The organism is Brevibacterium sp. H602, from assembly GCF_051172395.1.
In the GTDB taxonomy this organism is placed as follows: Bacteria; Actinomycetota; Actinomycetes; order Actinomycetales; family Brevibacteriaceae; genus Brevibacterium.
Genome location: NZ_JBPIZD010000006.1, coordinates 147,493 through 172,266, shown reverse-complemented (window position 1 = coordinate 172,266; position 24,774 = coordinate 147,493). Strand labels below are relative to the sequence as shown.

20 protein-coding genes are annotated in these 24,774 nt (G+C 65.3%); 5 read left to right on the top strand and 15 right to left on the bottom strand.

Annotation, left to right across the window (positions count from 1 at the left end; all coding sequences use genetic code 11):
* The first annotated feature begins 43 nt into the window (after nt 1–43).
* Nucleotides 44–1,003 (top strand): protein kinase, encoded by a 960-nt coding sequence (locus ACSBQT_RS06595; RefSeq protein ID WP_410709131.1) that lies wholly within the window; start codon nt 44–46, stop codon nt 1,001–1,003.
* Between the two features lie 58 nt (nt 1,004–1,061).
* Here the strand turns inward: ACSBQT_RS06595 and ACSBQT_RS06590 are convergent, their stop codons facing one another.
* From ACSBQT_RS06590 to ACSBQT_RS06580, 3 genes are read right to left on the bottom strand one after another with little or no spacing between them, the layout of a single operon-like run.
* On the bottom strand, nt 1,062–1,388 hold the full coding sequence (locus tag ACSBQT_RS06590; RefSeq protein WP_410709132.1) for an AtuA-related protein: 327 nt from the start codon (nt 1,386–1,388) through the stop codon (nt 1,062–1,064).
* Nucleotides 1,372–2,805 (bottom strand): acyclic terpene utilization AtuA family protein, encoded by a 1,434-nt coding sequence (locus ACSBQT_RS06585; protein WP_435001167.1) that lies wholly within the window; start codon nt 2,803–2,805, stop codon nt 1,372–1,374. The genes ACSBQT_RS06590 and ACSBQT_RS06585 overlap by 17 nt, the downstream gene beginning before the upstream one ends.
* On the bottom strand, nt 2,793–4,253 hold the full coding sequence (locus ACSBQT_RS06580; protein ID WP_410709134.1) for a CitMHS family transporter: 1,461 nt from the start codon (nt 4,251–4,253) through the stop codon (nt 2,793–2,795). Before ACSBQT_RS06580 ends, ACSBQT_RS06585 begins: the two co-directional genes overlap by 13 nt.
* Nucleotides 4,254–4,358: 105 nt before the next feature.
* Here ACSBQT_RS06580 and ACSBQT_RS06575 point away from each other — a divergent pair, with 105 nt between their 5' ends.
* Entirely contained in the window at nt 4,359–5,237 is an 879-nt protein-coding gene (locus tag ACSBQT_RS06575; RefSeq protein ID WP_410709135.1) for a LysR family transcriptional regulator, read from the top strand.
* Nucleotides 5,238–5,455: 218 nt separating this feature from the next.
* Here the strand turns inward: ACSBQT_RS06575 and ACSBQT_RS06570 are convergent, their stop codons facing one another.
* The 6 genes from ACSBQT_RS06570 to ACSBQT_RS06545 form a co-directional block, all read right to left on the bottom strand.
* A complete protein-coding gene (locus ACSBQT_RS06570; protein WP_435001165.1) occupies nt 5,456–6,886 on the bottom strand; it encodes a dihydrolipoamide acetyltransferase family protein in 1,431 nt (476 codons plus the stop codon).
* Between the two features lie 18 nt (nt 6,887–6,904).
* Nucleotides 6,905–7,882: an alpha-ketoacid dehydrogenase subunit beta gene (locus ACSBQT_RS06565; RefSeq protein ID WP_410709137.1), complete on the bottom strand. Its 978-nt coding sequence runs from the start codon at nt 7,880–7,882 to the stop codon at nt 6,905–6,907.
* Nucleotides 7,882–9,036, bottom strand: coding sequence for a pyruvate dehydrogenase (acetyl-transferring) E1 component subunit alpha (gene pdhA / locus ACSBQT_RS06560; RefSeq protein WP_435001162.1), 1,155 nt, complete (start codon nt 9,034–9,036; stop codon nt 7,882–7,884). The genes ACSBQT_RS06565 and pdhA overlap by 1 nt, the downstream gene beginning before the upstream one ends.
* Before the next feature lie 353 nt (nt 9,037–9,389).
* A complete protein-coding gene (locus ACSBQT_RS06555) occupies nt 9,390–10,907 on the bottom strand; it encodes a hypothetical protein (RefSeq protein ID WP_435001161.1) in 1,518 nt (505 codons plus the stop codon).
* Nucleotides 10,908–11,006: 99 nt separating this feature from the next.
* Nucleotides 11,007–11,738 (bottom strand): hypothetical protein, encoded by a 732-nt coding sequence (locus ACSBQT_RS06550; protein WP_435001160.1) that lies wholly within the window; start codon nt 11,736–11,738, stop codon nt 11,007–11,009.
* Nucleotides 11,735–11,980, bottom strand: coding sequence for a hypothetical protein (locus ACSBQT_RS06545; RefSeq protein WP_435001159.1), 246 nt, complete (start codon nt 11,978–11,980; stop codon nt 11,735–11,737). The genes ACSBQT_RS06550 and ACSBQT_RS06545 overlap by 4 nt, the downstream gene beginning before the upstream one ends.
* A gap of 250 nt (nt 11,981–12,230) precedes the next feature.
* On the opposite strand from ACSBQT_RS06545, the gene purB reads away from it, so the two are divergent.
* Nucleotides 12,231–13,664, top strand: a complete 1,434-nt coding sequence (gene purB / locus ACSBQT_RS06540) for an adenylosuccinate lyase (protein ID WP_435001158.1) — start codon at nt 12,231–12,233, stop codon at nt 13,662–13,664.
* A gap of 196 nt (nt 13,665–13,860) precedes the next feature.
* Here purB and ACSBQT_RS06535 read toward each other — a convergent pair whose 3' ends face one another.
* A complete protein-coding gene (locus ACSBQT_RS06535) occupies nt 13,861–14,667 on the bottom strand; it encodes a transcriptional regulator (RefSeq protein WP_435001157.1) in 807 nt (268 codons plus the stop codon).
* Between the two features lie 210 nt (nt 14,668–14,877).
* Nucleotides 14,878–16,257, bottom strand: a complete 1,380-nt coding sequence (locus tag ACSBQT_RS06530) for an MFS transporter (protein WP_435001156.1) — start codon at nt 16,255–16,257, stop codon at nt 14,878–14,880.
* Nucleotides 16,258–16,403: 146 nt separating this feature from the next.
* Between ACSBQT_RS06530 and ACSBQT_RS06525 the strand changes: the two genes are divergently transcribed.
* Entirely contained in the window at nt 16,404–17,288 is an 885-nt protein-coding gene (locus ACSBQT_RS06525; RefSeq protein ID WP_410709149.1) for an alpha/beta hydrolase family protein, read from the top strand.
* 111 nt (nt 17,289–17,399) lie between these two features.
* Here the strand turns inward: ACSBQT_RS06525 and ACSBQT_RS06520 are convergent, their stop codons facing one another.
* Both ACSBQT_RS06520 and ACSBQT_RS06515 read right to left on the bottom strand, forming a co-directional pair.
* A complete protein-coding gene (locus tag ACSBQT_RS06520; RefSeq protein ID WP_435001154.1) occupies nt 17,400–18,836 on the bottom strand; it encodes a D-arabinono-1,4-lactone oxidase in 1,437 nt (478 codons plus the stop codon).
* Complete coding sequence (locus ACSBQT_RS06515) at nt 18,833–20,125, bottom strand: amino acid deaminase/aldolase (protein ID WP_435001153.1); 1,293 nt, start codon at nt 20,123–20,125, stop codon at nt 18,833–18,835. Before ACSBQT_RS06515 ends, ACSBQT_RS06520 begins: the two co-directional genes overlap by 4 nt.
* 50 nt (nt 20,126–20,175) lie before the next feature.
* Here ACSBQT_RS06515 and ACSBQT_RS06510 point away from each other — a divergent pair, with 50 nt between their 5' ends.
* Nucleotides 20,176–21,777 carry a succinic semialdehyde dehydrogenase gene (locus ACSBQT_RS06510; RefSeq protein WP_435001152.1) on the top strand — a complete coding sequence of 534 codons (1,602 nt, stop codon included), beginning with the start codon at nt 20,176–20,178 and terminating at the stop codon, nt 21,775–21,777.
* 64 nt (nt 21,778–21,841) lie between these two features.
* Here the strand turns inward: ACSBQT_RS06510 and ACSBQT_RS06505 are convergent, their stop codons facing one another.
* Nucleotides 21,842–23,794: a penicillin-binding transpeptidase domain-containing protein gene (locus tag ACSBQT_RS06505; RefSeq protein WP_410709153.1), complete on the bottom strand. Its 1,953-nt coding sequence runs from the start codon at nt 23,792–23,794 to the stop codon at nt 21,842–21,844.
* Between the two features lie 162 nt (nt 23,795–23,956).
* Nucleotides 23,957–24,691 carry a response regulator gene (locus tag ACSBQT_RS06500; protein WP_101547022.1) on the bottom strand — a complete coding sequence of 245 codons (735 nt, stop codon included), beginning with the start codon at nt 24,689–24,691 and terminating at the stop codon, nt 23,957–23,959.
* Between the last annotated feature and the right edge of the window lie 83 nt (nt 24,692–24,774).

The following is a 24,774-nucleotide window of genomic DNA, read 5'->3' as shown; positions in this document are numbered from 1 at the left end:
GTAAGTAGATGATTGCCACCACATCTGGCATTCAGGAGGACTGATGAGCGACGTTCCACAGAGGCCGCGCATTCGTCCGGCGACTAGCGACGACTGGCACAAGGGTTCAGGTGAATCCGCTGGTCAGACGCCGTCGTACGGGAATGAGGCGGACCGTTCGTCTGCCGATTTCGACAACTCGACCTACTACGAGTACCTCGAACGGCACACGGGGGAACAGTCGATCTCGAAAGCTCGCAGCGGCAATGTCTTCGCCCCTGCCGGACGCTCACCTTTCGATGACGCCCACTCTGCCGGTTCCCACCAGTATGTGAATTCTCAGCAGTCGCAGCGGCCCGCGGGCGGCGGTGCCCGCAATGGCGTCGGGGGCTCGGCACAGAATGGAGCCCAGACTCCTCCTCCCCCGCAGTTTCCGCCCACCGTCCAAAACGATTCTTCCTCGCGCAATGGCCTGAAGATCGCCGTCGTCATCATCGCCATCCTCATGGTTCTGGCCTTGGTGGGATTCTTCGGAATCCGCTGGCTCGCGCCGTCCTCGGGAACCGTCCCTGTCGATGTCGGGTCCAGCGAGCCGGCAAATCCCTCGCCCAGCCCTTCGGATGACCTAGTCCAACCGACGGAGAGTCCGGAAGACCAGCTCGACGCCTATACGAAGGCAGGCACCGAGAAAGCCGCTGACCTCGAAGGTGAGTGGGTGACTCAGGTGAGCGCGAAGAACGTCGGCCTCAAGGCCGACGGTAAGACCTGGTCAGCGCAGGACATCCTCAACGAGTACGAGGCCAACAAGGTCAAGTATCCGGGCGCTATCCTCATCCACAGCGGCGACTGGGCCTCGTACAAGGAGGGCAGCTACTGGGTCACGGTCGTCGACACCGGCTACAGCGATCCGGAGCAGGCCCTGGACCAGTGCCGCTCGTGGGGTCTCGACCGCAACCACTGCATCGCCAAACGACTCGTCAAAGACGGCAGCCCCAAAGACAACAGCGCCTACCTCGACCAATAGAGCGGGCAGTCGGGCCGGCCCTGTGGCAGGCGCGTCTGCTCGTTGACGAGCATCCCGCTCAGTGCTTCAACTGCATCGTCAGCAGGTGGTAGCTCAGCGTCTTCCCATGTCCGTCGAGGTGGCCGACCCCTGTGACACCGCTACCCAGCATTCCCTTGAGCTCGAAGCTCATGGCGTTCAGCCGCGGCAATAGGCTGCGGCGGACTCGCGAGACCGGCAGCCCGAAGTGATTCGCCACTGCCTCCTCGGTGACCGCGCGCCTCAGCTCGGAGAATTGGGCCCCTTCACGAGCGACGACACCGAGGATGAGCGTATCCCCTTTGTCTCCGGTCCTGACTGTGGCCAGGTCATCGACGGTGAGCATCTGCTCAGACTTCGCGGTCATCAGACATCTCCTCATGGTCAATGAGTTCGTCGGCGTGAATGACGGAGACCTTCGTGAGTGCACGCGGCAGCGAACATGACTTGACGCTGAGGCTCTCCCGAACGAATGTCCTTGCGCCGCCTCCTCCCGCTGGTCCGTTGGTATAGAGCGCCTCGACCTCGGCTCCGATCGCGGAGGCGCGTCTGCGGCTCTGAGCAGCTCCTGCCACCCGCAGTCGCACTTCGGGCGGATCTGTCACTTCGCTGAGACCTCTGAAGCTGGCTCCGGCGCCGATGAACTCTACCGAGAGTTCGGATTCTTCATATCCGTGTATGCGCTCCAACCGACGTACGACAATGTCTGCCGCGAGCTGGGCACGCAGCATGGCCCGCGGGCCGGCATAGGTGATCTGTCCTTCTGCTTCCCACCCCCCGAGGTAGCCCAATGTCACCTTGAGATCGACTGGTGCGGCATCTCCTTTTCCACCCGTCACAGCGATCCGATCGGTCCCGTCCTCCCGGAGCACCGTTCCATTGAAGTCTGCGACCACGTCAGGGGTGATGTAAGCGCCTGGGTCGGCCACCTCGTAGAGCAGCTGCTCCGTACAGGTCCGGACAGTGACGGCTCCCCCGGTACCCGCAAGCTTCCCGATCACGGCGTCGCCGTTGCGTGAGACATCGGCGTAGGGGAACCCTAGACGGTCCAGCCCTGCCACGGGCTTCGTCGTCGGGTCAGCGAAGTATCCGCCCGTGACCTGGCCTCCGCATTCGAGGAGGTGGCCGATGACCGTGGCCTGCCCGATGAGGTCGGTGTCCTCGTCCGACCAGGAAAAACTGTGGCTCAGCGGCCCGACATACAGCGAGGGGTCGGCGACTCTGCCGGTGATGACGATGTGGGCACCTTCATCGAGCGCACGTCGGATGCCGGATGCGCCGAGGTAGGCGTTGGCAGAAGCGAGCCGGGGCTCCGAGCTGGCAGCCGGTTGGGAGTCTTCCCACGTAAGGGGATTCGTCGCAAGCACCTGGTCGAGCACCTCGTCACCGGTGACAACTGCCACCGGCATGTCAACACCCATGTCGTCGATAAGCGCAGCGACGGCGCGCCCTGCCGCAAGCGGATTGGCTGCTCCGCCATTGGTGATGATGCGAGTTCCGTTGGCTGAGCAATGCGGTGCGGTGAGCCGGATCCTATCGAGCAGAGTCGGATCGTAGCCCACAGATGGGTCATTCAGCCGGGCCTTCTGAGCGTTCGCGACTGTCCGTTCACCGAGGAGCTCGAAGACGAGGAAATCGAGATGACCGAGCTGTGCAAGCTCAAGGGCCGGGTCGAGACGGTCTCCGGCGAACCCTGCCCCCGACCCGATGCGCACCGCCCCGGGCGGTGGCGGGTCAGCCTCTCTGGCCGTTGAACCCAGATCCTGTGCTTTTACGATACCCACAGCGGAATCACTCCTAGTGCGATGGCGACGATGGTGACGACGATGCTGACAAGCCACAGCCAGCCGGTCGCGCGGATGATGTGCTTGCCGATTGGGACCCCGGCCAAGCCGACAAGCAGATAGAAGGAACCAGTCAACGGGCTGATGGGGAAGCCCAAAGTCTCCTGCCCGATGATCGATGCCTGTCCGAGGACCACGGGATCGATGCCGTAGGTGCTGCCGACGCTCGCCAGCACGGGCAAGAGCCCGAAATAGTAAGCGTCCGGGCCGAACAGCAGACTCATAGGCACGCCGAGCACAGCGACGATGATCGGCAACATCGGCATCACGCCGGCAGGAAGCACAGCGGTCGCCGACTTGGCCATCGCCTCGATCATTCCGCTTTCGTCGAGCACTCCCAAGAGCACACCTGCTGCCAACAGAGTGCTGGCCATGAGCATGCATGATTTGGCGTTGAGGTCGAACTGTTCGGACTGCCCCGCCATTCCGCGATGGTTGATCAGCAGAGCGAGGATCGTTGCAGCCATAAAGGTCAGTGCGGGAGAGATCACGCCAGTCATCATCGTCGCCAAGGCAGCGACGAGCACGACGCCGTTGAGGATGAGAGACAGCACTTTCGGACCCGCCTCCGCTGGACCACGGATGGAGTCCGAATCACCCGAAGCATCGATTCCGTCGGGTGAGCCCGATCCCGGCTTCTGTTCGGTTCCGGCCGGTTCCTCCGAACCCTGTGCCGATCGGATTGTGCTGGATGCCTCCGCCGAACGGCCAGCTTCTGCGGCCGACGTCGCTGCGACCATCACCGAATCGGCAGAGTCATCGGCAGACACTCGGTCGAGCCGCTTTGCTTCACGGTGCCCGAGGTACCAAGCCACTGCCAGAGCCGCAATGATCCCAGCGATCTGGGCCGGAATGAGAGGGACCCACAAATCGTTCGCATCGACCTTGATCGTTGCCGCAGCACGGGCCGTCGGACCTCCCCAGGGCAGCATGTTCATGACGCCGGCGCCCAGCGCCACGCAGGTCGACAGAGTCAACCGGCTCATCCCGAGACGCTGGTAGAGCGGCAGCATGGCCGGGATCGTGACCAGGAACGTCGTCGCACCTGCACCGTCAAGGTGAACGACACATGCCAGAAGTGTGGTCGCAACGGCTACGTTGCGCGGTGAGGATCCGCCGAACTTGATGATCCGATCGATGATCGGGTCGAAGAACTTCGCATGGCGCAGGATTCCGAAGAAGACGATGGCGAAGATGAACATGACGACGACGTCGGCTACTCCGGCGATTCCGGCTGAGACGAATTCGCTGATGTCGGTCGGCGACTGTCCGGCGATCAGCGCCGCGACGAGCGGCACTCCGGCCAATGCGACGACCGGAGAGACCTTCTGCGTGAGCAACAACGCCAGAATGATGAGCATGGTGACATAGCCGATAAGTGAAAGCACCTTTGATTCCCTTCTCGATGAACGTATTCATCCTCGACGAACATGAGTAGGGTCGTCCAATATCCATTACGGCTAGACTCATGATTCATGGTTATCAATCTGTCAATGCACCACTTGCGAGCGATCGAAGCGGTGCAGCGCACGGAGAGTTTCACCCGCGCGGCCGAGGAGATCGAAGTCAGCCAGCCGGCCCTCAGCCGTACCGTCGCGGAGGCAGAACGACGCATCGGCACGCGATTGTTCGAGCGCACCACCCGGAAGGTCACCGCAACGGTCACCGGCACCGAAGTGGCCCTGTACGCCGCACACGCAGTTCGCTCGTTCGACTCGGCACTGGAACGGATCTCCAGCTTCGTCACCGGCAGTTCGGGGCAGGTGAGAATCGCCTGCCTGCCTTCATTGGCGGCAACCGGTCTGCCCGAGGTCGTTCACGCGTTTCGCCGGGATTTCCCGGAGGTCGAACTCGTCATCCGTGATGCGGCTCAGGATCAGGTCGTGCCGATGGTGACCGACGGGACGGTGGACATCGGCCTCGTCGCCTTCACGGACTCCCTCCCTGCCGATCTGGCAGTGACTCCGTTCCTGTCCGATCCCTTCGTCGCAATCGTTCCACGCGGTCATCGATTGGCCGCACGCGCATCGGTGCGGTGGGAGGACTTCCACGGCGAAGAGTTCGTCGGCTTCAATTCCGTGACGAGCATCGCGCCGATGGTGCGGCGAGCTCTGCTCAAGGCAGCAGCAGAACCCCATGAAGTGCAGACGGCGGATACGATTCCCGCGGTCGGCGGCATGGTGGCAGCAGGTATGGGCATCACCGCAGTGCCGAGGCTGGTCGTCCCGCTGATGAACTTCAGCGATCTCGTCAGCATTCCGATCACGCCCGCGACCGAACGCAGGTTGGTACTGACCTATCTTGCCGAGGCCCCGCTTCCTCGCCCGGTCTTCAACTTCAAACAGCGGCTGATTGCCGCAGCCGCCGACTGACTGGCGAAATGCTCTCGCACCCCACGCCCGCTGCCGGGCCAGCCCTGCCATCCGCGCACGGCCCAGTCGGAGGCAGATAGCCCCGATTTGAACAGGTGCTGTCTGCCTTGGACTGGGCCGCGACCATCCAAGAGAACAGAACGCCCCGGCCTCGCACTGTGCGAAACCGGGGCGTTCAAGCTTCCAGAGCCGGTCAGAAGCCGGCGCCAGGGCGTGAATCAGGCCAACATCAGGGTCGGGTCCTCCAGGCCCCGTCCGACGTCGGCGAGGAACTTCGAGATGATCTCGCCGTCGACGACACGATGGTCGGCGCTGACCGACAGCGTAGTGATCTCGCGCGGAACGATCTCGTCGTCCACCACCCACGGCTTCTTCCGGACCTGCCCGAACGCGAGGATCGCGGCCTCACCCGGATTGATGATCGGCGTACCGGCATCCACTCCGAAGACGCCGACATTCGTGATCGTGATCGTGCCCCCGGCCTGATCGGCCGGCGGCGTCTTGCCCGACCGCGCCAGAGCAGTGAGATCCTGAATGCCCTGCGCCAGTTCGCCCAGACCCATGGCCTGCGCGTTCTTGATGTTCGGCACGATCAGTCCGCGCGGAGTAGCGGCCGCGATGCCGAGGTTGACGTACTTCTTCACGACGATCTCGTCGCCGGAGAGGCACGAGTTGATCCGCGGATTGCGTCCCACGGCCCACGCCACGGCCTTGGCGACGATGAGCAGCGGCGAGACCTTGACGTCCTCGCCCAGGAACTTCGTCGACTTCAACCGGCGGACCATCGCCATCGTCTCGGTGACATCGACATCGAGGAACTCGGTGACGTGCGGCATCGTGAATGCCGAATCGACCATGGCCTTGGCCATCATCTTCGTCACGCCCTTGAACGGGATCCGCTCTTCGAGCGCTCCCTGATCACTCGCCGAGGCGGCCGCCGGTGCCGTCGCACCCGACGTGGGAGCGGCGGTCTGATTGGCGGCGGCGTGCACATCGTCGCGCGTGACGTCCCCGCGGGGACCGGTCGGTGTCACTTGGGAGAGGTCAACGCCCAGATCCTTCGCGAGCTTCCGCACAGGCGGCTTCGCCAGCGGTTTGCTCGGCGAGGCGGGAGCCGAAGCGGACTGCGACTGCGCTGCCGAAGCGGACTGTGCTTGAGCCGCCGGAGCTGTTGCCGGTGCAGGTGCGGCCGCCTCCGCAGCTGGGGCAACCGACGCTGCCGGAGCAACCGATGCTGCGGGAGCCGGGACAGGAGCACCCTTGCGCGGACGCCGCTTCGACGACGACTCCTTCGCACCATAACCGACGAGAGTGGCCCCTCCGTCGGCATCACCGGACGCATCGGTCGACTTCTCAGCCGAACCGGGAGCCGGCGCACCAGCAGGGGCGGGGGCCTCCTCGGCGTTGGAATCATCTCCGCCGAACCGGATGATCGGGGTGCCGACCTCGATGGTCTGGCCCTCCTCGACAAGGAGCGCACCGACGGTGCCGGCCTGCGGACTGGGCAGCTCGACGAGCGATTTCGCGGTCTCGATCTCGACGAGGATCTGGTTGACGGTGACAGTGTCGCCGGGGGCGACCTTCCACGCGACGATGTCGGCCTCGGTCAGGCCCTCACCGACGTCGGGAAGAGGAAATTCGAAAGACATTCTTGACTCTCCTCGAAATCAGTAGGACAGGGCCCGATCGACACCATCGAAGATGCGATCGAGGTCGGGCAGGTAGTGCTCTTCCATCCGCGAACCGGGGTACGGGGTGTGGTACCCGCCGACCCGGATGACCGGGGCTTCGAGATTGAAGAAACAGCGTTCGGTGATGCGCGCGGCGATCTCCGAACCCAGCCCCAGGAAGGTCGGAGCCTCGTGGGCAACAACCAGACGGCCGGTCTTCGTCACGGACTTCTCGATCGTGGTGAAGTCGATCGGATTGAGGCTGCGCAGGTCGATGAGTTCGACGCTCTTGCCTTCCTCGGCGGCCGCGGTGACCACGTCCTGCGCCGTCGGCACCAGCGGGCCGTAGGCGACGAGGGTGACATCGGTGCCTTCGGACACGACGCGGGCGTCGTTCATGCCCAGCTCGCCTCGGGCCGACGTGTCGACATCCCCGCGCATCCAATAGCGACGCTTGGGTTCGAAGAACATCACCGGATCCTCGCTCTTGATCGCGTCCTGGATCATCCAGTACGCGTCATGAGCGTTCGACGGAGAGATGAGTCGCAGTCCCGCATGGTGGGCGAACACGGTCTCGGGGCTCTCCGAATGGTGCTCGGGTGAGCCGATGCCGCCGCCGTAGGGCACGCGGATGACCAACGGGATGTTCTCTTTGCCCAGGGTGCGGTTGTACAGCTTCGCCACCTGGGTGACGATCTGGTCGTAGGCCGGGAAGATGAACGCGTCGAACTGTATCTCGATGACGGGACGGTAGCCGCGGATGGCCATGCCGATCGAGGTGCCGACGATGCCGGACTCGGCCAGCGGGGCATCGATGACGCGCTGCGGACCGAAGTCCTTCTGGAGACCCTCGGTGACGCGGAAGACGCCGCCGAGTTTGCCGATGTCCTCACCGATGAGGACGACCTTCGGGTCGTCCTCCATGGCCTTGCGCATTCCGGCGGTGATCGCCTTAGAAAGGGGGAGTTTCTCCATCAGGCCTCACCCGCATCGGCGAACGAGGCCTGGTATGCCAGGAATTCGGCACGTTCCTCGTCGACGAGGGAGTGGGGTTCCGCGGTGACATGGGCGAACATCTCGACCGCGTCGGGGTTCTCCATGGTCATGCAGTTGTGGCGGATGCGTGCGGCGAGGGTGTCGGCCTCGGCGTCCACCTCGGCGAAGAATTCGTCGCTGGTCTCGGTGTGCTTGTCCAGGTAGGCCTTGAGGCGGGCGATCGGGTCGCGATCCTCCCAGATCTCCTCTTCAGCTTTGTCGCGGTACTTCGTCGGATCGTCGGCGGTGGTGTGGGCGCCGCGACGGTAGGTGAAGGCTTCGATGAGCATCGGGCCGTGGCCGGCGCGCACGGAGTCGAGGCTGGCACGGGCGACGGAGTACATCGCGATGATGTCGTTGCCGTCGACGCGGATGCCCGGGACTCCGAATCCTTCGCCGCGGGTCGACAGCGGGGCTGCGGTCTGGACGTGAGTGGGTTCGGAGATGGCCCACTGGTTGTTCTGGCAGAAGAACAGGACCGGGGCGTGGAATGCTCCGGCGAAGGTCAGCGCCTCGGAGACATCGCCCTGCGAGGTCGCGCCGTCGCCGAAGCAGGCGATGGCGACCGTATCGCGTTCGATGTCGCCGGTGCCGACGTCGCCGTCCATGGAGATGCCCATGGCGTAGCCGGTGGCGTGCAGAGTCTGCGAGCCGATGACGATGGTGTAGGTGTGGAACCGGTGCTCCTGCGGATCCCAGCCGCCGTGGTTCTGACCGCGGAAGATGCTGAGCAGGGTTTCGGGTTCGACACCGCGGGTGTAGGCGAGGCCGTGTTCGCGGTACGTGGGGAAGACGAAGTCTTGGGGGCGAGCGGCCCGTCCCATGCCGATCTGGGCTGCTTCCTGTCCGAACAGAGGTGCCCACAGGCCCAACTGTCCCTGACGCTGCAGGGCAGCTCCTTCGGCGTCGATGCGGCGGACCAGGACCATGTCCCGGTAGAAGCCGCGCAGATCCTCATCGGTGAGTTCTGCTGCGAAGGCATCGTACTCACCGGATTCGACGCGGTTTCCGTCTTCGGTGAGCATCTGGATCATTCTGGGCTCCGAGGACTGACTGTGGGCAGCGCCGGTTCCCACTGAAATGTTGGAGGTCATTTCAGTTCTCCTTTGTTCGAGGTCCATCTTCACCGGAGGTGACCAGTGGTGGACCGTGTCCGTCGGGCAGGCCCTCGGATGTGAGAACTCGCCCTCGAGTGATCTGATTCACAGGTGATATCACAATACCGAATCCACTCACTGCTTGCCACTCTCCCCATGCGGTTCGAGTATCAAAAGTGCAGGTCAGGAACAGACTATGGCCCGAGCTCGACACATGTGGCCGAGTTCCAAAGCCTTCCGTGGACAATTGTCGATCACGGCAGAGATGCTCCATCGTCCGACCAATGCACATCCGAGCACCGAGGCGGCCCATTCGTTTCGATGCCGAGGGCCGTTCCGCGCGACCGAGTTCAGTGACGTTTGCGCTTGCCCTGGTAGTCGCGCGTCTTCGCGAGGTCTCCGGTGAAGAAGCCTGAGTTCTTCGAGGTGAAGCGGTCGATTGCGGGGTTCCCTCCCTTCAGAAGCAGACCGATCGAGGCCGCGTAGGCGACGGAGGAGTGCGCCGCCCCGGCCGAGGCGAACATCTCATCGAGTTCGGCATCGGTCTTGTCCGCCAGTTCGGGAACTTTGCGCAGTTCGTCGGGGTCGTAGTCGACGGTGATCGTCGACCAGTTCTTCGTCGCCGGGTTCTCATTGCCGTCGAGATCGGGGACGAGGTCCTGTTCGTGCTCGATCGAGAGCACGTCGATTCCCGAATCGATGGCGAAGTCGGAGATCGGAGCACCGACCGTCATCAGGGCCGTGACATTGACATCGTCGAGGAACGCCGGGTCCGCGGCCAGAGAGCCTGCGGTGATTCCTCCCTGCGAATAGCCGACGAGCATGACCTCGTCGCCGCGGCCAATCCCGGCATCGGCGATCGCCTGGCGCACCATTTCGCGCATCACGGTGTCATTGCCGGCCATGCCCTGCACGTTCGTCGTCAGGTCCGTCGTATTGTCACCCGACTTCGGAGACCAGTCGGTGGTGGCGGGGACGTAGACGACATAGCGGGTCGTCCCATCGGGTCCGACGACCTCCTCGATGCGAACCTGCCCGGAATCGGCTCCGCGATGGCAGTTCGCTTCGCGGATGAAGAGGTCTTCGACGTCACGCGGCGGCTCTTTGTGCGGAGCAGTCAGGCCCTTCGCCCTCCAGACTTCGACATCGGAGGGCAGCAGCAGTCCGAACGCGTTCGCACCTGCCAGGACCCAGATTGTCATCGACGTCGAATCGTGCGGCCAGAACGCGTGATCGCCTTCGGAGTCGAGGATGAACGGAGGCAGCCCGAGGAATCCGACGACGAAGCCCGGCAGCACATGCTCGATGACGGCCCCGGTGACGTCGGACTGTTCGAACGCGAACGTGATCAGCGCTTCCTTCGCTTTCGCCTTCGTCTTGCCCAGGTCGATGCCGAACTGCTTGGTGATGACATCGTCGAGACCGGTGACGTCGAGGATCTTCGTGACCACGACGACCTGGGCGCCGACGACGAGCGCTGCGGGAATGATGACGGGCAGGCTGAGCGCGATGATGCGGCCGGTCGCGTACCCGAGTGCGTCGAGCAGTCCGCCGAAGACTTCGCTGATGCCCTTCTCCGCCTGCCGGTAGGCGAAGGCAGCGGCTCGAACGGCGAGCAATGTGGCCTCGAGCTCGAGCAACGAGGCGGTCAGCTGGGCGTGGAACCGGATCCGGCAGGCATCGAGGTTGAGCGCCGTCACCGGGGCGGGGACCTGAGTGAGCAGCGTCGCGAGGTCGAAGTCTCCGACAGCGGCTTCGATGGACAGTTCGCCGATGTCGGCGATGACGGTCTGCAGTGCGTCTCCGCTGCCGTCGGCGCGTTCGTCGACGGTGATCCGCCCGCCTCCGCGGGTGGTCGCACCGATCATCGCGGGTCTCCTCTCATGTCTCGCTCCCGGCCGGCCTCAGTCCTGGGTCCCCGCCGGCTAGGAAGGCCACGAGTTCCCAACGGTCAGAAGCTGCCGCCGTCAACTCGGAGCTCCTGCCGTCAGCGTCCGTGTGAGCACGGCGCCCAGCAGCTTTCGCACCGCTGATTCGCCGGCGACGACGTCATCGTCGACGGTGACGGAATCGCCGGCGCGCTCGATGACCGGCCGGAACCATGTCCCGCCCTCTCGGCGGAGGAACTCCAGTCCGGTCGCATCCCTTCCGGACGCCCAGCTGAGTGTGAGCACACAGTCCCGGTCGACGAGTTCGGTGAGATCCTCGACGACGTGCCCGATCCGTCCGGGTTCGATCCGGCGCAGCAGCTGGTGCCGCGCGAAGTCCTCAAGCCCCTCCCCTTGCAGCGCGAGGATCGCATGCCCGACGCCCGGCCCCAGGCACAGTGCCAAGTGGACGGTTTCGACTCCCGACGACACGACGACGCTGATGCGCGTTCTCACCCGGTTGAGTTCGGAGGCGAAGCCGCGCAGCCATGCGGTGAGCACATCGAGGTCCCGCTTCGCGCCCCCGTCGCCCTCGCCCAATCCCGAAGGTACGGCCACGGTCGCCGAGGGTGCGGCCGCGGGCGCCGAGCCTGCGCTGGATCTCTCCTCCTCCGCCGAGGCGGCTCGGGAGTCCCGGTCGGCCCGGCGAGGGAGCAGATCGGGCGGCCAGAGACGACGCAGCCGTTCGGGCAGTCTGCTGATCCGGTCGAGGTCGACGACGATCCAACTCTCGATGCCGGCGCCCTCACGTTCGGCGGGGTGAGTGTTCACAGCTGGATCCGCCCGCCCACCGACACGACCTGCAGGTGGAGGTCATACGCCTCGGCGAGCTTCTCCGCCCTCTCACCCAACTTGTCGATCGATTCTGCGCACGAGGCCACCCGGTCATCGAGCAGCGCTCCCGCCGGGGAATCCCATCCGTCGATCTGTCGGCAGTTCTGTGCCAGGGAGTGCAGCACCTCCGCTCGCCGTCTCCACTGTTCGCGATTGCGCTCCAATTCGTCAGTGATCATGCCTCTGCCCTCCGCCTGCCTGTTCGGCATCCGTGCCCGAATCACTCGACCGTAGGAGGCAGCGGTTCGAGCACGGAAGCCTCGATTTCAGGGCTGGGGAAGAGACCTGAGCGTCCACAGCGCACAGATGTCGAAGTCGCCACCGAATCCACAAGGTGGGGTGCTTGAGTCCCGTCCGCCGCCGGCGTCTGGCGATCGGTCGGCGCGGACGGGTGCCGCCCCAATGTGCCGCTCATGAGAAAATAAGGGCATGCCGACTGTTTCCCTTGCCGAAATCTCGCCCGCCATCGCTCTCGGACCTCTTGATGGTCGCTACCGCAAAGACACCGCTGACCTCGTCGATCACCTCTCCGAGGCGGCCCTCAACCGCAATCGCATCATCGTTGAGATCGAATGGTTCATCCACCTCGCACAGAACTCGGTGATCGAGGGCGTTCGCACTCTCACCCCCGATGAGGTCGACGGACTGCGTACCTTCGCCGCCGACTTCGACGCCGACACCATCGCCACGCTGGCCGCTCATGAAGCCGTCACCGTCCATGACGTCAAGGCCGTCGAATACACAATCAAAGAAGCCCTAGTGACGATCGGCGCCGAGGACCTCGGCGAGCTCGTCCACTTCTGCTGCACGTCCGAAGACATCAACAACCTGTCCTGGGCGCTGGGCATCAAGGGTGCCACCGAACAGGTGTGGCTGCCGCGAGCGAAGGCCCTCATCGACGCTCTCGCCGAGTCCGCCGCGGAACTGGCCGACGTTCCGATGCTCGCCCACACGCACGGGCAGCCGGCCACCCCGACGACGATGGGCAAGGAGCTCGCGGTCTTCATCCACCGCCTGCGCCGTCAGTACGAACGCATCGCCGCCACAGAGTTCCTCGGCAAGATCAACGGCGCCACGGGCACCTATTCGGCCCATCTGGCTGCTGTGCCGGGAGCGGATTGGCCGCAGATCGCCCGCACCTTCGTCGAAGATCGTCTCGGGCTGACCTTCAACTCGCTGACCACGCAGATCGAATCCCACGACTGGAACTCCGAGCTGTTCGCCGATGTCGCTCGGTTCAACCGGATCGCACACAACCTGGCCACCGATATGTGGACCTACATCTCGATGAACTACTTCAAGCAGATCCCCGTCGCCGGTGCGACCGGTTCGTCGACGATGCCGCACAAGGTCAATCCGATCCGCTTCGAGAACGCCGAAGCGAACCTCGAACTCTCCTGCGCCCTGCTCGATTCCCTCGGCTCGACGCTGATCACCTCGCGGATGCAGCGCGACCTCACCGACTCGACCTCGCAGCGCAACATCGGTGTCGCCTACGGCCATTCGGTGCTCGCACTCAACAACCTGGTCAAGGGCCTCGGTGCCCTTGCCATCAACGAGGAGGCTCTGGCCGCCGACCTCGACGGCAACTGGGAGGTCCTAGGTGAAGCCGTCCAGTCGGTCATGCGTGCCGCCGGACTGCAGGGCGTGCCGGGAATGGACAACCCGTACGAAACGCTCAAGGAACTCACGCGCGGCAAGCGCATCAACCAGGCCGATCTGCAGACGTTCGTCGACGGTCTCGGGCTGCCCGAGGAGCGTGCCGAACTGCTCAAGGCTCTGACACCTGCCACCTACACCGGTGTCGCGGCTCAGCTCGCCGAGTCCGAGGTCTCGGACTGGAAGGCCCTCAGCGAAGGCTGATCACCGACCCTGACAACGCATCGAGGCCGGTCTCCGAATTCGGAGACCGGCCTCGATGTGCAATTCCCTGGTCGGCTGATGGCGTCCAGCGGCAGACCTTGCTGATCGGTTGACACCTCCCCGCTGCCGACCTCGCGGGTCGCAGGCACGTGACTCGCGGTTCGCAGTCGCCGCCCGCGCGAGTCAGCCTCGGGAGTCAGACGGAGGGGATGTCGAAGGTCGTCGTGAACTCCGGGACCTTCTCGTCGGTTCCCAGCACCTTGCCGGGTCCGCGTTCGTAGCGGATCGTGTAGGCATCCTGCTTCTCGTTCGGAACATACGCGAGCCAGCCCTGGTGGGTTCCGCCGTCACGGCGTCTGACGTCCTCGAAGGGTTCATAGCCGGCAGCTCGCATCTCGGCTTCGAGGCCGTCCGTCTGGTCGTATCGGTAGTCCGCCCCGCCGCCTTCGGAGATCTTGAAGGCTCCGGACTGGATGAGTCCGCTGTATTTCTGCCCCGGGGTGATCTTGACTTCGAGGAGGACGACTTCGCCGCCGAGTTCGATCGCCGATGCCCTCTTGGACGACTCGAAGTTCCGCACCGCAGAGAGCACCTCGATCTTGTCCTGCATCTCCGGATCCTCGAAGCTTTCGCCGATGCTGACCTGCCCCTGGCTGCCGGACGACGCGCCCGAACCCGAACCGGTGGCCCCGTCAGAAGACGAGGTCGACGACGAGGAGCCCGACGTCGACTGATCGGAACTCGAATCCTGACCACCGGTCTGGTCCTGTCCGGTCTGGTCCTGGCCGTTCTGGTCGGCGTTCGACTCTTGGCCGTTCTGGTCGCCCTGATCCTGACCGTTCTGATCCTGGCTGCCCTGATCCTGAGCGTCGGCGTTCGACTGTTCTCCGGTCTGGCCCTGTTCGGGCTGGACGGCCTGGCTGATGAGCGAGCAGCCCGAGAAGGCGAGTGTGCAGCTGAGCACGGCCGCAGCGGTGAAGGTGGCACGCTTCATGCGTTTCATGATGACTCCTTGATCGGTCTCTCGCACTCGGGAGCAGGTCGCCCGAATGCGTGTTCTGAAACCAACTTATGAGTTCATCGCGCTCGAGATGTGCGCAGAGTGTGGCAGAACGGCAACGTCTGTCACCGATCGGCCGCAGCCCTCGAACGGGCACCGCGCCACAGCGAACAGACAGCGCCGACCCCGCCCGAATGCCCCGAACCAGTGCTCTCACGCAGGCACGAGATGCTTGTCCGCGTCCACCTCGGCGAGAGTCTTCTTGCCCATGCTGCGGGCGAGGATGAGGGTCGGGACTCCGGCGACGACGATGACGACGGTGGCGTAGATCGCCGGCGCCAGAGTGATTCCCGTCGACGACATGAGTGCCGTGGCGATGAGCGGCGAGAGCCCGCCGAAGAGGACGGTGGCGACGTTGTAGCCGATCGCCATGCCGGAGAAGCGGCTCGTGCCGGTGAACTGCTCGGGCACCATGGCGGCGGCCACGGCGCTCCACCCGGCCGCGGGAATTGCGAGGAACGCAACACCGAAGACCGCCCCACTCGAGGAGCTGCCGCCAAGCAGAGCGTATGCGGGAATGATCGTGAACACGAAGACAGCCATGAGAACGGCCAGGGCGGGCTTGCGCCCGAATCTGTCGGAGGCGAGGCCGAAGAAGGGCGTGACGACGATGGCGACGACGGCAGCGACCGTGCCCAGGGCCAGGGAACCGGAGTTCGGGACCTTCGCCACCTCTTCGATGTACGTGGGCACATAGGTGATGTTGAGGAAGTAGCTGACCGAACCGATCGAGGAGATGAGGAAGGCCACGAGGATCGCCCGCGGCTGTTCGAGGATCGCAGTGATGAGCGGCGAGCGCTCGAGGGCAGTGTCCTTCGTGCCCTTCTTCTCCTTCTCCGCCTGCTGCAGCCGTTTGAAGGTCTCGGTCTCCTCCATCATCGACCGCAGCGGAACCATGAGGATGGCGAGCACGGCACCGAGGACGAACAGCAGCCGCCAACCCCAGGAATCCATCGCCTCGGGACTGAGCGTATTCGCCAGCAGCGCACCGGATCCCACGGCCAGAAGCGCGCCGACCTCGCTGTTGGCCGCGGCCCAGCTGGCAGCCAATCCGCGCTTTCCCGGTCCCGCCGATTCCATGAGGAAGACCATGATGCCGGTGTACTCGGCACCGACGGAGAATCCGGACAGGCAGCGAAGGGCGACCATGAGGACGCCGGCCCAGATGCCGATCGTGTCGTAGTTCGGAATCACCGCGATCCCGAGCATGGAGATCGCCATGAGGACCGCGGAGATGATGAGCGTCGAACGACGCCCGATCCGATCACCGAGGTGACCGAAGACCATCGCGCCCAAGGGCCGGAAGAGGAATCCCGCCGCACCGACCCCGAGGGTGAGCAGCAGGGAATCCGTCTGGTCGCCGAAGAATTCCTTGGTCAGGGTCGTGGCGACATAGAAGAAGATCGAGAAGTCGTACCATTCGACGACGGTGCCGAAGGCGGCGACGAACATCGACCTGCGCCGGCCTCTCTCCCGCTCTCGACTGCCTGCTTGGGCGGGTGATACGGGATGGTTCCGATCCGACGCTGTCATTCCCCGAGCGTACCAGCACGTTCGGACATGGGATACCGCCGAGGATGTCGGCAGTGATTGCGCCGCACATGTCGGCAGTCGACGCCAACCGGAATTATATTACTGACTGGTAGCATATTGGGGCAGTGATGATTACCCTGAAAAATATGGACTCACTTCTCAAGCAGGACGTGCGCATCCCGGTGTCGAGCCGGTCCGGTTCCAGCGATCTCGAGGGACATCTCTTCCTCCCCTCGGCCGACCCGCACGCGGTGCTGACGATCCACCCGGCCACCGCGACTCCCGAACGCTTCTACTTCTCCTTCGCCGAGGCGGCGGCTGCCCGTGGGTTCGCCGTGGTCACCTACGGCTTCCGCGGTGTCGGTGACCGGAGGGCGGCTCGCACCCATCGGCATCTGCGCATGCGCGACTGGATCTGCGAAGATGTGGCGGCCGCGGGCGCCTGGGCCGAGAAGAGGTTCCCTGATCTGCCGCATACGGCGTTGGGCCACAGCCTCGGCGGGCACGCTCTGCTCCTGGGCAGCGGCGGACAGCGGCTGTGCGGAATCGTCACAATCGCCACAGCGATGGTGGCGGCCCGCAGCATCGCACCCCGCAGCGAGCGCTTGCGAGTGGAAGTCGGCCTCGGAGTCTTCGGCAGGGTGGCCACACGTGTGTTCGGATATATGCCCGGCAGCCGAGTGGGACTCGGCGAGGACATCCCCGCCGCCGCCCTCTACGAATGGACGGACTGGCTGCGCCGCCCCCACTTCTTCTTCGACGACCCGAGTTTCGACGCCGAGGCCCGCGCCGCCCGACTGCGCACACCTGTCCTCGCCGTCGGCACCTCGGACGATCCCTGGGCGACCGGTGCGTTCATCGATGCGCTCACCGACCGCCTGCGGCTGGCTCCGGTGACGCGGCGCACCTTCGTCCCGGAGGAGCTCGGGGTGAAGAGCATCGGACATCACGGCCTCATGCGCCGATCCATCGCCGACGACGCCTGGCCGGAGATCCTCGACTGGCTCGAGACAAGAGCAGCGGAAGAATAGGTCACTATCGGAGATTCGCCGCGCCCAGAAGTATCCGTTTGCGACCACTTCTCGACCGCCGCGCGGCCAAAAGTGTCTGTTTGCGACCACTTCTCGGCTGACGCTGCGCCCTCAGATACGGCTGAGACCGAACAGCGAGTCGGTGAAGCGGTTGCCGAACATGGCAGCCGGGTCCAGACGGGCCCGCAGCTCGCAGAAGTCCGCGAATCGCGGATAGAGCTCGTTCAGGTCGGCGGCCGTGCGGGTGTGGATCTTGCCCCAGTGCGGTCGGCCGCCGTGCCGGCTCAGGATCTCCTCGACCACGCGGAAGTACTCGGCGAAGTCCTCCTTGATGAAGCGGTGGACGGCGATGTACATCGTCTCCCGCCCCGTCGCCGTCGACAGCGGCACATCATCGGCGGCGGCGCACCTGACCTCGAGGGGGAATGAGATCGCCCACCCCTTGGCCTCGATGACGTCTCTGATCTCCCGAATCGCCTCGGACCCGGAGTCGAAGGGCAGCGCGTACTCCATCTCGTTGAACCGCACCCGCCGTGGGGTGACGAACACATCGTGACCCGGCGCCCGGTACGTCCGGTCTGCCACGACGGACTGAGCGATGCGATTGATCGAGGGCACCACGAACGGGACCTTGGCACCGAGCTCGACGGCCAGCCGCAGCGCCCCGTTCTCCACCACCTCTTTGTCGAGGAGGTTGAGCCACCGGTTGCGCACCCCCGCCTCGGCGAGGTGACCCGGCCCGGCCTGCCCGGGCTCGACCCGGGTGTTCGTCTTCGTCAGCACCGAATCGGTGTGCGGGAACCAGTAGAACTCGAAATGGTCGGCCCCGCGCATCCGCTCGGTCAGTCCGTCGAGGAGTTCGTCGAATCCGGCGACCTTCTCCTCGGCGATGAGGTCGAAGGCCGGCACGCACTGGAGTTCGACCTCGGTGATGATGCCGAGGACGCCGAGGCTGACCCGAGCGAGGTCGAAGATCTCCGGTTCCGCTGCGGCCGACAGTTCCCGCACGTTGCCGTCGGGGCCCATCAGGCTCAACCCCGTGACGGTCCCGGCGAACCCGGTGAACCCGATCCCCGTGCCGTGCGTGCTCGTCGAGATCGCCCCGGCCAGTGCCTGCGGATTGACGTCCCCCTGGTTCTCCAGGGCCAGACCGAAGGGTGCGAGGAGTGCGGGAATGTCCCGCAGCCGGGTGCCGGCGTGGAAGCGGACCCGGCCGGCCGCCTCGTCGACGGCGACGATCCCCGACAGTCCGTCGAGGCTGACCATGACGTCATCGCCAGCGGCCACGGGAGTGAAGGAATGCCCGGCTCCGACGACCCGCAGACGGTCCCCGGCCGCTGCTGCGGTCGTGACGATTCCCGACAGCTCCTCCGCCGAGGCGGGGCCCGAGAATGTGTGCGGATGTGCGTGGACGTGACCGGCCCAGTTCCGGAACGCATGCCGGCCATTCACTGCAGATCGGCCCGATGCACGGCCCGCAACCGTCTCCGCCACACGTTTCGCACCGCGACCGATCCGTTCGCCGCGCCCTGACTGCACTTCTCTCACAGCACCAGTCCCTCTCCCCGGTATGTCGACCAGGTGTCGATGATCGTCGACCCCGAGACGACAAGGAATTCGTTGAAATGTTCGGCCAGTTCGCCTGCTTTGGCGTGCCGGAACCACACGAGATCGCCGATGCGCAGCGATTCCGTGCCGGGCCCGGTCAGCGGAGTCTGCACCTCCCCGGGACCCTCGAGACCGGAGTATTCGAGACTCGGCGGCCAGGCGATGGTCGGCAGCCGGTCGGCACCAGGGACTCCCGAGGCGATGAATCCGCCCTTGAAGACCGTCACCCAACCAGGTGCAGGGCGTCTGACGACAGGGGTGACGAAGTACGCGGCGGGCCGATGCCGGAAGTGCGTATAGCCGTCGAAGAGTCCTGGGGAGAAGAGGCCGGATCCGGCAGCGAGTTCGGTCAGAGTGCCTTCGACGGAGCTGGATTCGAACGAGCCGGTTCCGCCGCCGTTGATGAATTCGAGGTCGGCGACCTCACGGACCGCGGCGATGACGGCAGCTCGTCGTTCGGCGAGTTCGGCGATCGAGGCCTTCTGCATGGCGCGCACGATCGTCTGCCGCACGGTTCGTCCGGCATCGGCGGTGCCGGCGATCTGCCCTTCGTAGAACATCAACCCGACGAGGTCGATACCGAACCGCGCGGCGACCTGCCGTGCGAGCGCGACGGCCGATCGCCCGTCACGGATCGGTGAGCGCCTGGCTCCGATATGGACGCGGTCGCCCAACCAGGATTCGGCCGGTCGATAGGAGGAGTCGACGTCGATGCACACCCGCACCGAGGCGGCTTCCGCCTCGGCGAGGTTCGTCGCGTCCTCCCCCGGAGCGGTCACGTCCGGGACAGTGCCGTCTGGAACGGTCACTTCCGGGGCGGAGCCCGGCCCCGCCTCGGCGAGGGATCTCCGGACGTCGTCGATGATGTCGAGGTGGTCCACGGAATCGATCATCACGGTGATGTTCGAGAGCGCATCCGCCTCGGCGATCATCCGCGCCAGGGCGGGACGGTCGAGGCTGGGATAGCCGATGACGATATCGCGGATGCCGCGGGCGTGGAGGAACAGTGCCTCGGGGACGGAATACGCGAGCACACCGGAATAGCCGGGATGGGCGAGCGCCCGGTCGATGGCGGCGGGCACGCGCAGGGACTTCGTGGCCAGGCGGATCGGCAGTCCGCGAGCGCGCTCGGTAAGGGCGTCGAGGTTCGCATCGAAGGCGTCGAGATCGAGGACGGCGGTGGGTGCACAGGTTCCTTTCAGCGCACCCCGGAGACCACTCGACACCATATTGGGTAGTCTAGCCTGCGATGACCTACGTCACATGAATTAGGAAGCCGATGACCACAGACACCACCGCCCACGTCTCCGAAGCAGGCACCGCCGGGACCGCATCCTCGCATGTCACCGCGGCGCTGCGGGACTTCCTCGACACCGATCCGTACGCGGATGCCTCCGGTTCGGGCGAGGTGATGCGCGGCGTCGAACCGTTCACCGGCCGAGAGGTCGACCGGTTCACTCGGAACACTCCTGCCGACATCGAAGCCGCCTACGCCACGGCCCGCATCGCCGGCCCCACGTGGGCTGCCCAGTCGGTGGAGCACCGGGCGAAGGTGCTCACTCGACTGCACGCCGCACTGGCTCGGAACGAGGATCTGCTCCTCGACATCATCCAGTACGAGACCGGCAAGGCTCGCATCCACGCCTATGACGAGATCCTCGATACCTTCAATGTGCTCCGCCACTATGGGGTGATGGCCGCCCGCTATCTGCGGCCCGAACGTCGACGCGGAGCCATCCCCGTGCTCACCCGCACCGAGATCACGCACACCCCGCTGGGTGTGATCGGTTTCATCACGCCGTGGAACTACCCGCTGACCCTGGGTGCGACCGACCTGTTCGCGGCCCTGACCGCCGGCAACGCCGTTGTCCACAAACCCGATTCGACGACGACGCTGACCTCGGTGTTCATGCGCAGGCTGGCGATCGCCGCCGGCCTGCCCGCCGAGGTCTGGCAGCTCGTGCCCGGACCCTCGTCCGAGGTCGGGCCTGCGCTCATGGCCGGTGCCGACGGAATCTCATTCACCGGGTCGACGGCCGCTGGGCGGTCGATCGCCGCCGAGGCGGGGCAGCGTCTGCTCCCAGCCGCACTCGAGCTCGGAGGCAAGAATCCCCTGATCGTCGCCGCCGATGCGGATCTGGAGAAGGCCGTCGAGGGTGCCGTGCGCGGATCGTTCTCCTCGGCCGGGCAGCTGTGCATCTCCATCGAGCGCATCTACGTCCACGAGGACCTCTATGAGACCTTCTGCGCCCATTTCGCCGAGGCGGCCCGCGCCTACCGCCTCAGCGCCGCGTTCGAGTACGGCCCGGACATGGGCACCCTGGCGGGACCGAAGCAGCTCGAGACGATCACCAACCATGTCGAGCAGGCACGCAGCGCCGGTGCCACGGTCCTCGCCGGCGGACGCCCGGTGCCCGATCTCGGCCCCTACTTCTACGCCCCGACAGTGCTCACGGATGTTCCTCCTGAAGCGGAGCTGCATCGGGAGGAGACCTTCGGCCCCGTCGTCTCCGTCTATTCGGTGCCGTCGGATGCCGCGGCGATCGCTGCCGCCAATGACAGCGACTACGGACTCTCGGCATCGGTGTACTCGCGCTCCCACGGGCGTGAGATCGCGCGGCAGGTCGAGGCCGGAATGGTCAACGTCAATGAGGTCTACCCGGCCAGCTGGGGATCCATCGACGCTCCGGCCGGCGGAGTCAAGGCCTCGGGCATGGGCCACCGGCACGGCCCCGAGGGCCTCCACCAGTTCATGCACTCGCACACGATTGCGGAGCAGCGCCTCCACCCGATCGCGCCGGCCGGCCCCCTTGATCAGGCGAAGTTCGCGAAGGCGATGACCGGGGCTCTGCAGGCCATGCGGTCCCTGCGCATGAAGTAGGGAGCGCGGCACCGTCGGGCACGGCCCAGTTGATGGGTGAAACTGAATTGGGCGTTGGTGGGTCTCAGTTGACGTTGTCGAAGAATTCGTGCGCCACCGGCACGGCCGCCTCGGCGCCGAATCCGCCGTCTTCGATGAGCACGGCCACGGCCAGGTCGCCCTGGAAGCCGGCGAACCACGAATGGGTTCGCGGCGGGGAGTCATTGCCGTATTCGGCCGTGCCGGTCTTGCCGTGGACCGGGTCGCCTGGAACATCTTTGAGGTCGGTCGCGGTGCCCTCGGTGACGACTGCGCGCATCATCACCGAGATCTCCTTCGCTGCGTCCGCGTCGAGCGTCGGGGCATCGCCCTGGCCGGTGCCCTGACCTGCAGCCTGGCTGCCGTCGCCGCTCTTCGCCTCGTCGAGCGCCTCACCGACAACGAGCTGCGGGGTGACGGTCTCCCCCGCCTCCACCGAGGCGGCCATCGTCGCCACGGCCAGCGGGCTCGACTGCACCTTGCCCTGACCGATCATCTGAGCTGCGTGGGTGACCTCGTCATCGTCGGTCGGCACCGAGGCCATCTTCGCGCCGATGGCCGAGGCGTCGCCGAGCATGCCGAGTTGGGCGGCGGCATCGGCCACCTCGCTGCCTGAGACCTTGTCGCCGGAGGAGACGAATGCGGTGTTGCAGGAGTGGGCGAAGTCGTCGGCGAAGCTGACGGTGCCGAGCACTTCGTCTTCGGCGTTCTTGAAGCTCTTGCCGCCGATGTTCGCGGTCTTCGGGCAGTCGATGTCGTCGTCGGGACTCACCCCGGCGTCGAGCAGCGCCAGCCCCGAGGCGATCTTGAACACCGAGCCGGGAGCGTACTGGCCGCTCAGCGCTCGGTCCCAGGCCGCTCCTTCCGGGTCCTGGTTGGCCACGGCGAGCACGTGGCCGTCGCTGGGGCGGATCGCGACGACGGCGGCCGGCTTCTTCGCCGTCGCTGCCGCCTTGTCGGCGGCGGTCTGGATATCGACGTCGAGGGTGGTCTCGACGTCTTCGCCGTCTTTCGCTTCGAAGGCATGCAGGCTCGTCAGCTTCGTCTTTCCGCCTTTGTCGTTCGTCGAATCGCCCTTGGCGAAGACTTCGACGCTGCCCGGTCCGCTGAGACGGGAGTTGAAGGTCTTCTGCAGACCGGTGCGACCGACGATGTCGCCGGCGATGATCTCACCCTTGGACTTCTCGATGTCATCGGCGCTGGCAGGACCGGCCGAACCGAGGGTGGCCTGAGCGAACCCGCGGGAGCGTGTCAGGGTCTGGGTATCCTCGGTGAAGAGGATTCCCGGCAGATCGTGGATGGCGCTCTTGACCTCTTTGTAGTCGTCTTCGCGCAGTGTCACGACGGGGACGAGCTGGTTGCCTTCGGCGTCATCGACCGACTTCTCGAGGTCATCGGCGTCGAGGTCGAGGGAGTCGACACCGTCGTTGAGTCCGCTGACGAGTCGGCCGATGGTGTCGGGTTCGAGCCGGTTCGGGTGGACGCCGATGTCGACGACCTTCCCCTCCTCCATAAGCACTTCATCATCGGCGCCGAGGATCTTCCCTCGCCCGCCGGGATTCGCGCGCAGAGCGAAGCTGCCGCCCTTGCCGAGCTTCGGGTGGATGGCCTTCTCAGTGAGATCCGCCCACCAGAAGAGCCCGTTCTTCTCCAGCGGCAGCTGGGAACTGTACTCCCAGGACTCTCCGTCGTTGTTCGCCCACGTCCAATCGAGGGTGGCCACGGTCCGACCGTCCGCCTCGGTGATGTCGTCGACGGTGACCGACCGCAGGTCGACTCTCGTGCCCAATGCCTTCGTGACCCGGTCGAACAGGCCCTGAGCGAGGTCCTTCTCATGCCAGATGTCCGAGCTCAGCTGTTCTTCGGCGAGGTCGTGGGCGGCCGCCTTCGCAGCGGAGGACTTCGTCATCGGCAGACGGAAGAGAGCGAAGACTCCGGCTCCGGCGAGCAGCACGAGGACGAGAGCGACGGCCAGCCAGACCCGGGACTTCTTCGACATGGGACCATCCTCTAACGAGGCCCCCTCGATGTCCATTGCTCTGTGCCGAGACCGGCGTTACGTCGGTCCATGGCCGATTGCTGGGTCGGTCACGGGCGCTGCCACAGCACGATCAGCCCGCGGCGTCGGTCGCGGGCGGCTGCTCGCGCACGTAATCCGCGGTCAGCCTGCGTCGGGGACGACGGTGTATTCGAGGACGGGACGACCGGCCGAACCGTATCGGGGACGACGTTCGAGCATCCCGGCGTCGGCCATGGATTCGAGGTAGCGGCGAGCGGTGACTCGCGAGACCCCGAGCCCTTCGGCCAGCTCTGCGGCGGACTGGCCCGGATTCTCATTGAGCAGGCTCTTCACCTCGGCCTGGACCGCATCGGGCACGCCCTTCGCGGTCGCCGCCACGGTGTGCGTGCGCAGAGCCGAAATCGCCTTGTCGACCTCGGTCTGGGTGACCTCGCCGTCGTTCGAATCCCCGCCGAGGCGGTTGCGGAAGGACGAATACGCCTCGAGTTTGGATTTGAAGACGGGGAAGGTGAAGGGCTTGATGATGTACTGGGCGACCCCGTAGGACAGGGCCTCCTGCACGATCTGCATGTCCCGGGCGGCGGTGACGGCGATGATGTCGACGTCGACGCGTTGGCCGCGGATGGCGCGGCAGACCTGGAGTCCGTGCCCGTCGGGCAGGTTCATGTCGAGGAGGACGAGGTGGACGCCGGAGGGATCGAGGCCGTAGATCTGACCCGTGAGAGCAGCCATCGCCTGAGTGGCGTTCTTCGCCACTCCCGCGACGTGATAGCCGTCGATGCGGTCGATGTACTTCGCGTGAGCACGGGCGGCGACCACCTCATCCTCGACGACGAGCACACCGATGCTCGATTCAGGCGCAGTTGTGTCCGACATGCCGCCAGTCTATCTTCACCCGTTTGACAGCGTCCCGGATCGTGTTGCAGTCCCGACACATCGAGCCGAGCCCGCACCTACCG

What these genes read in the sequence shown, in the direction of transcription:
- ACSBQT_RS06595 (WP_410709131.1), top strand. Translation starts at nt 44, where the DNA reads ATGAGCGACGTTCCACAGAGGCCGCGCATTCGTCCGGCGACTAGCGAC.
- ACSBQT_RS06590 (WP_410709132.1), bottom strand. Translation starts at nt 1,388, where the DNA reads ATGACCGCGAAGTCTGAGCAGATGCTCACCGTCGATGACCTGGCCACA.
- ACSBQT_RS06575 (WP_410709135.1), top strand. Translation starts at nt 4,359, where the DNA reads ATGCACCACTTGCGAGCGATCGAAGCGGTGCAGCGCACGGAGAGTTTC.
- ACSBQT_RS06570 (WP_435001165.1), bottom strand. Translation starts at nt 6,886, where the DNA reads ATGTCTTTCGAATTTCCTCTTCCCGACGTCGGTGAGGGCCTGACCGAG.
- ACSBQT_RS06565 (WP_410709137.1), bottom strand. Translation starts at nt 7,882, where the DNA reads ATGGAGAAACTCCCCCTTTCTAAGGCGATCACCGCCGGAATGCGCAAG.
- pdhA (WP_435001162.1), bottom strand. Translation starts at nt 9,036, where the DNA reads ATGACCTCCAACATTTCAGTGGGAACCGGCGCTGCCCACAGTCAGTCC.
- ACSBQT_RS06555 (WP_435001161.1), bottom strand. Translation starts at nt 10,907, where the DNA reads ATGATCGGTGCGACCACCCGCGGAGGCGGGCGGATCACCGTCGACGAA.
- ACSBQT_RS06545 (WP_435001159.1), bottom strand. Translation starts at nt 11,980, where the DNA reads ATGATCACTGACGAATTGGAGCGCAATCGCGAACAGTGGAGACGGCGA.
- purB (WP_435001158.1), top strand. Translation starts at nt 12,231, where the DNA reads ATGCCGACTGTTTCCCTTGCCGAAATCTCGCCCGCCATCGCTCTCGGA.
- ACSBQT_RS06535 (WP_435001157.1), bottom strand. Translation starts at nt 14,667, where the DNA reads ATGAAACGCATGAAGCGTGCCACCTTCACCGCTGCGGCCGTGCTCAGC.
- ACSBQT_RS06530 (WP_435001156.1), bottom strand. Translation starts at nt 16,257, where the DNA reads ATGACAGCGTCGGATCGGAACCATCCCGTATCACCCGCCCAAGCAGGC.
- ACSBQT_RS06525 (WP_410709149.1), top strand. Translation starts at nt 16,404, where the DNA reads ATGGACTCACTTCTCAAGCAGGACGTGCGCATCCCGGTGTCGAGCCGG.
- ACSBQT_RS06515 (WP_435001153.1), bottom strand. Translation starts at nt 20,125, where the DNA reads ATGGTGTCGAGTGGTCTCCGGGGTGCGCTGAAAGGAACCTGTGCACCC.
- ACSBQT_RS06510 (WP_435001152.1), top strand. Translation starts at nt 20,176, where the DNA reads ATGACCACAGACACCACCGCCCACGTCTCCGAAGCAGGCACCGCCGGG.
- ACSBQT_RS06505 (WP_410709153.1), bottom strand. Translation starts at nt 23,794, where the DNA reads ATGTCGAAGAAGTCCCGGGTCTGGCTGGCCGTCGCTCTCGTCCTCGTG.
- ACSBQT_RS06500 (WP_101547022.1), bottom strand. Translation starts at nt 24,691, where the DNA reads ATGTCGGACACAACTGCGCCTGAATCGAGCATCGGTGTGCTCGTCGTC.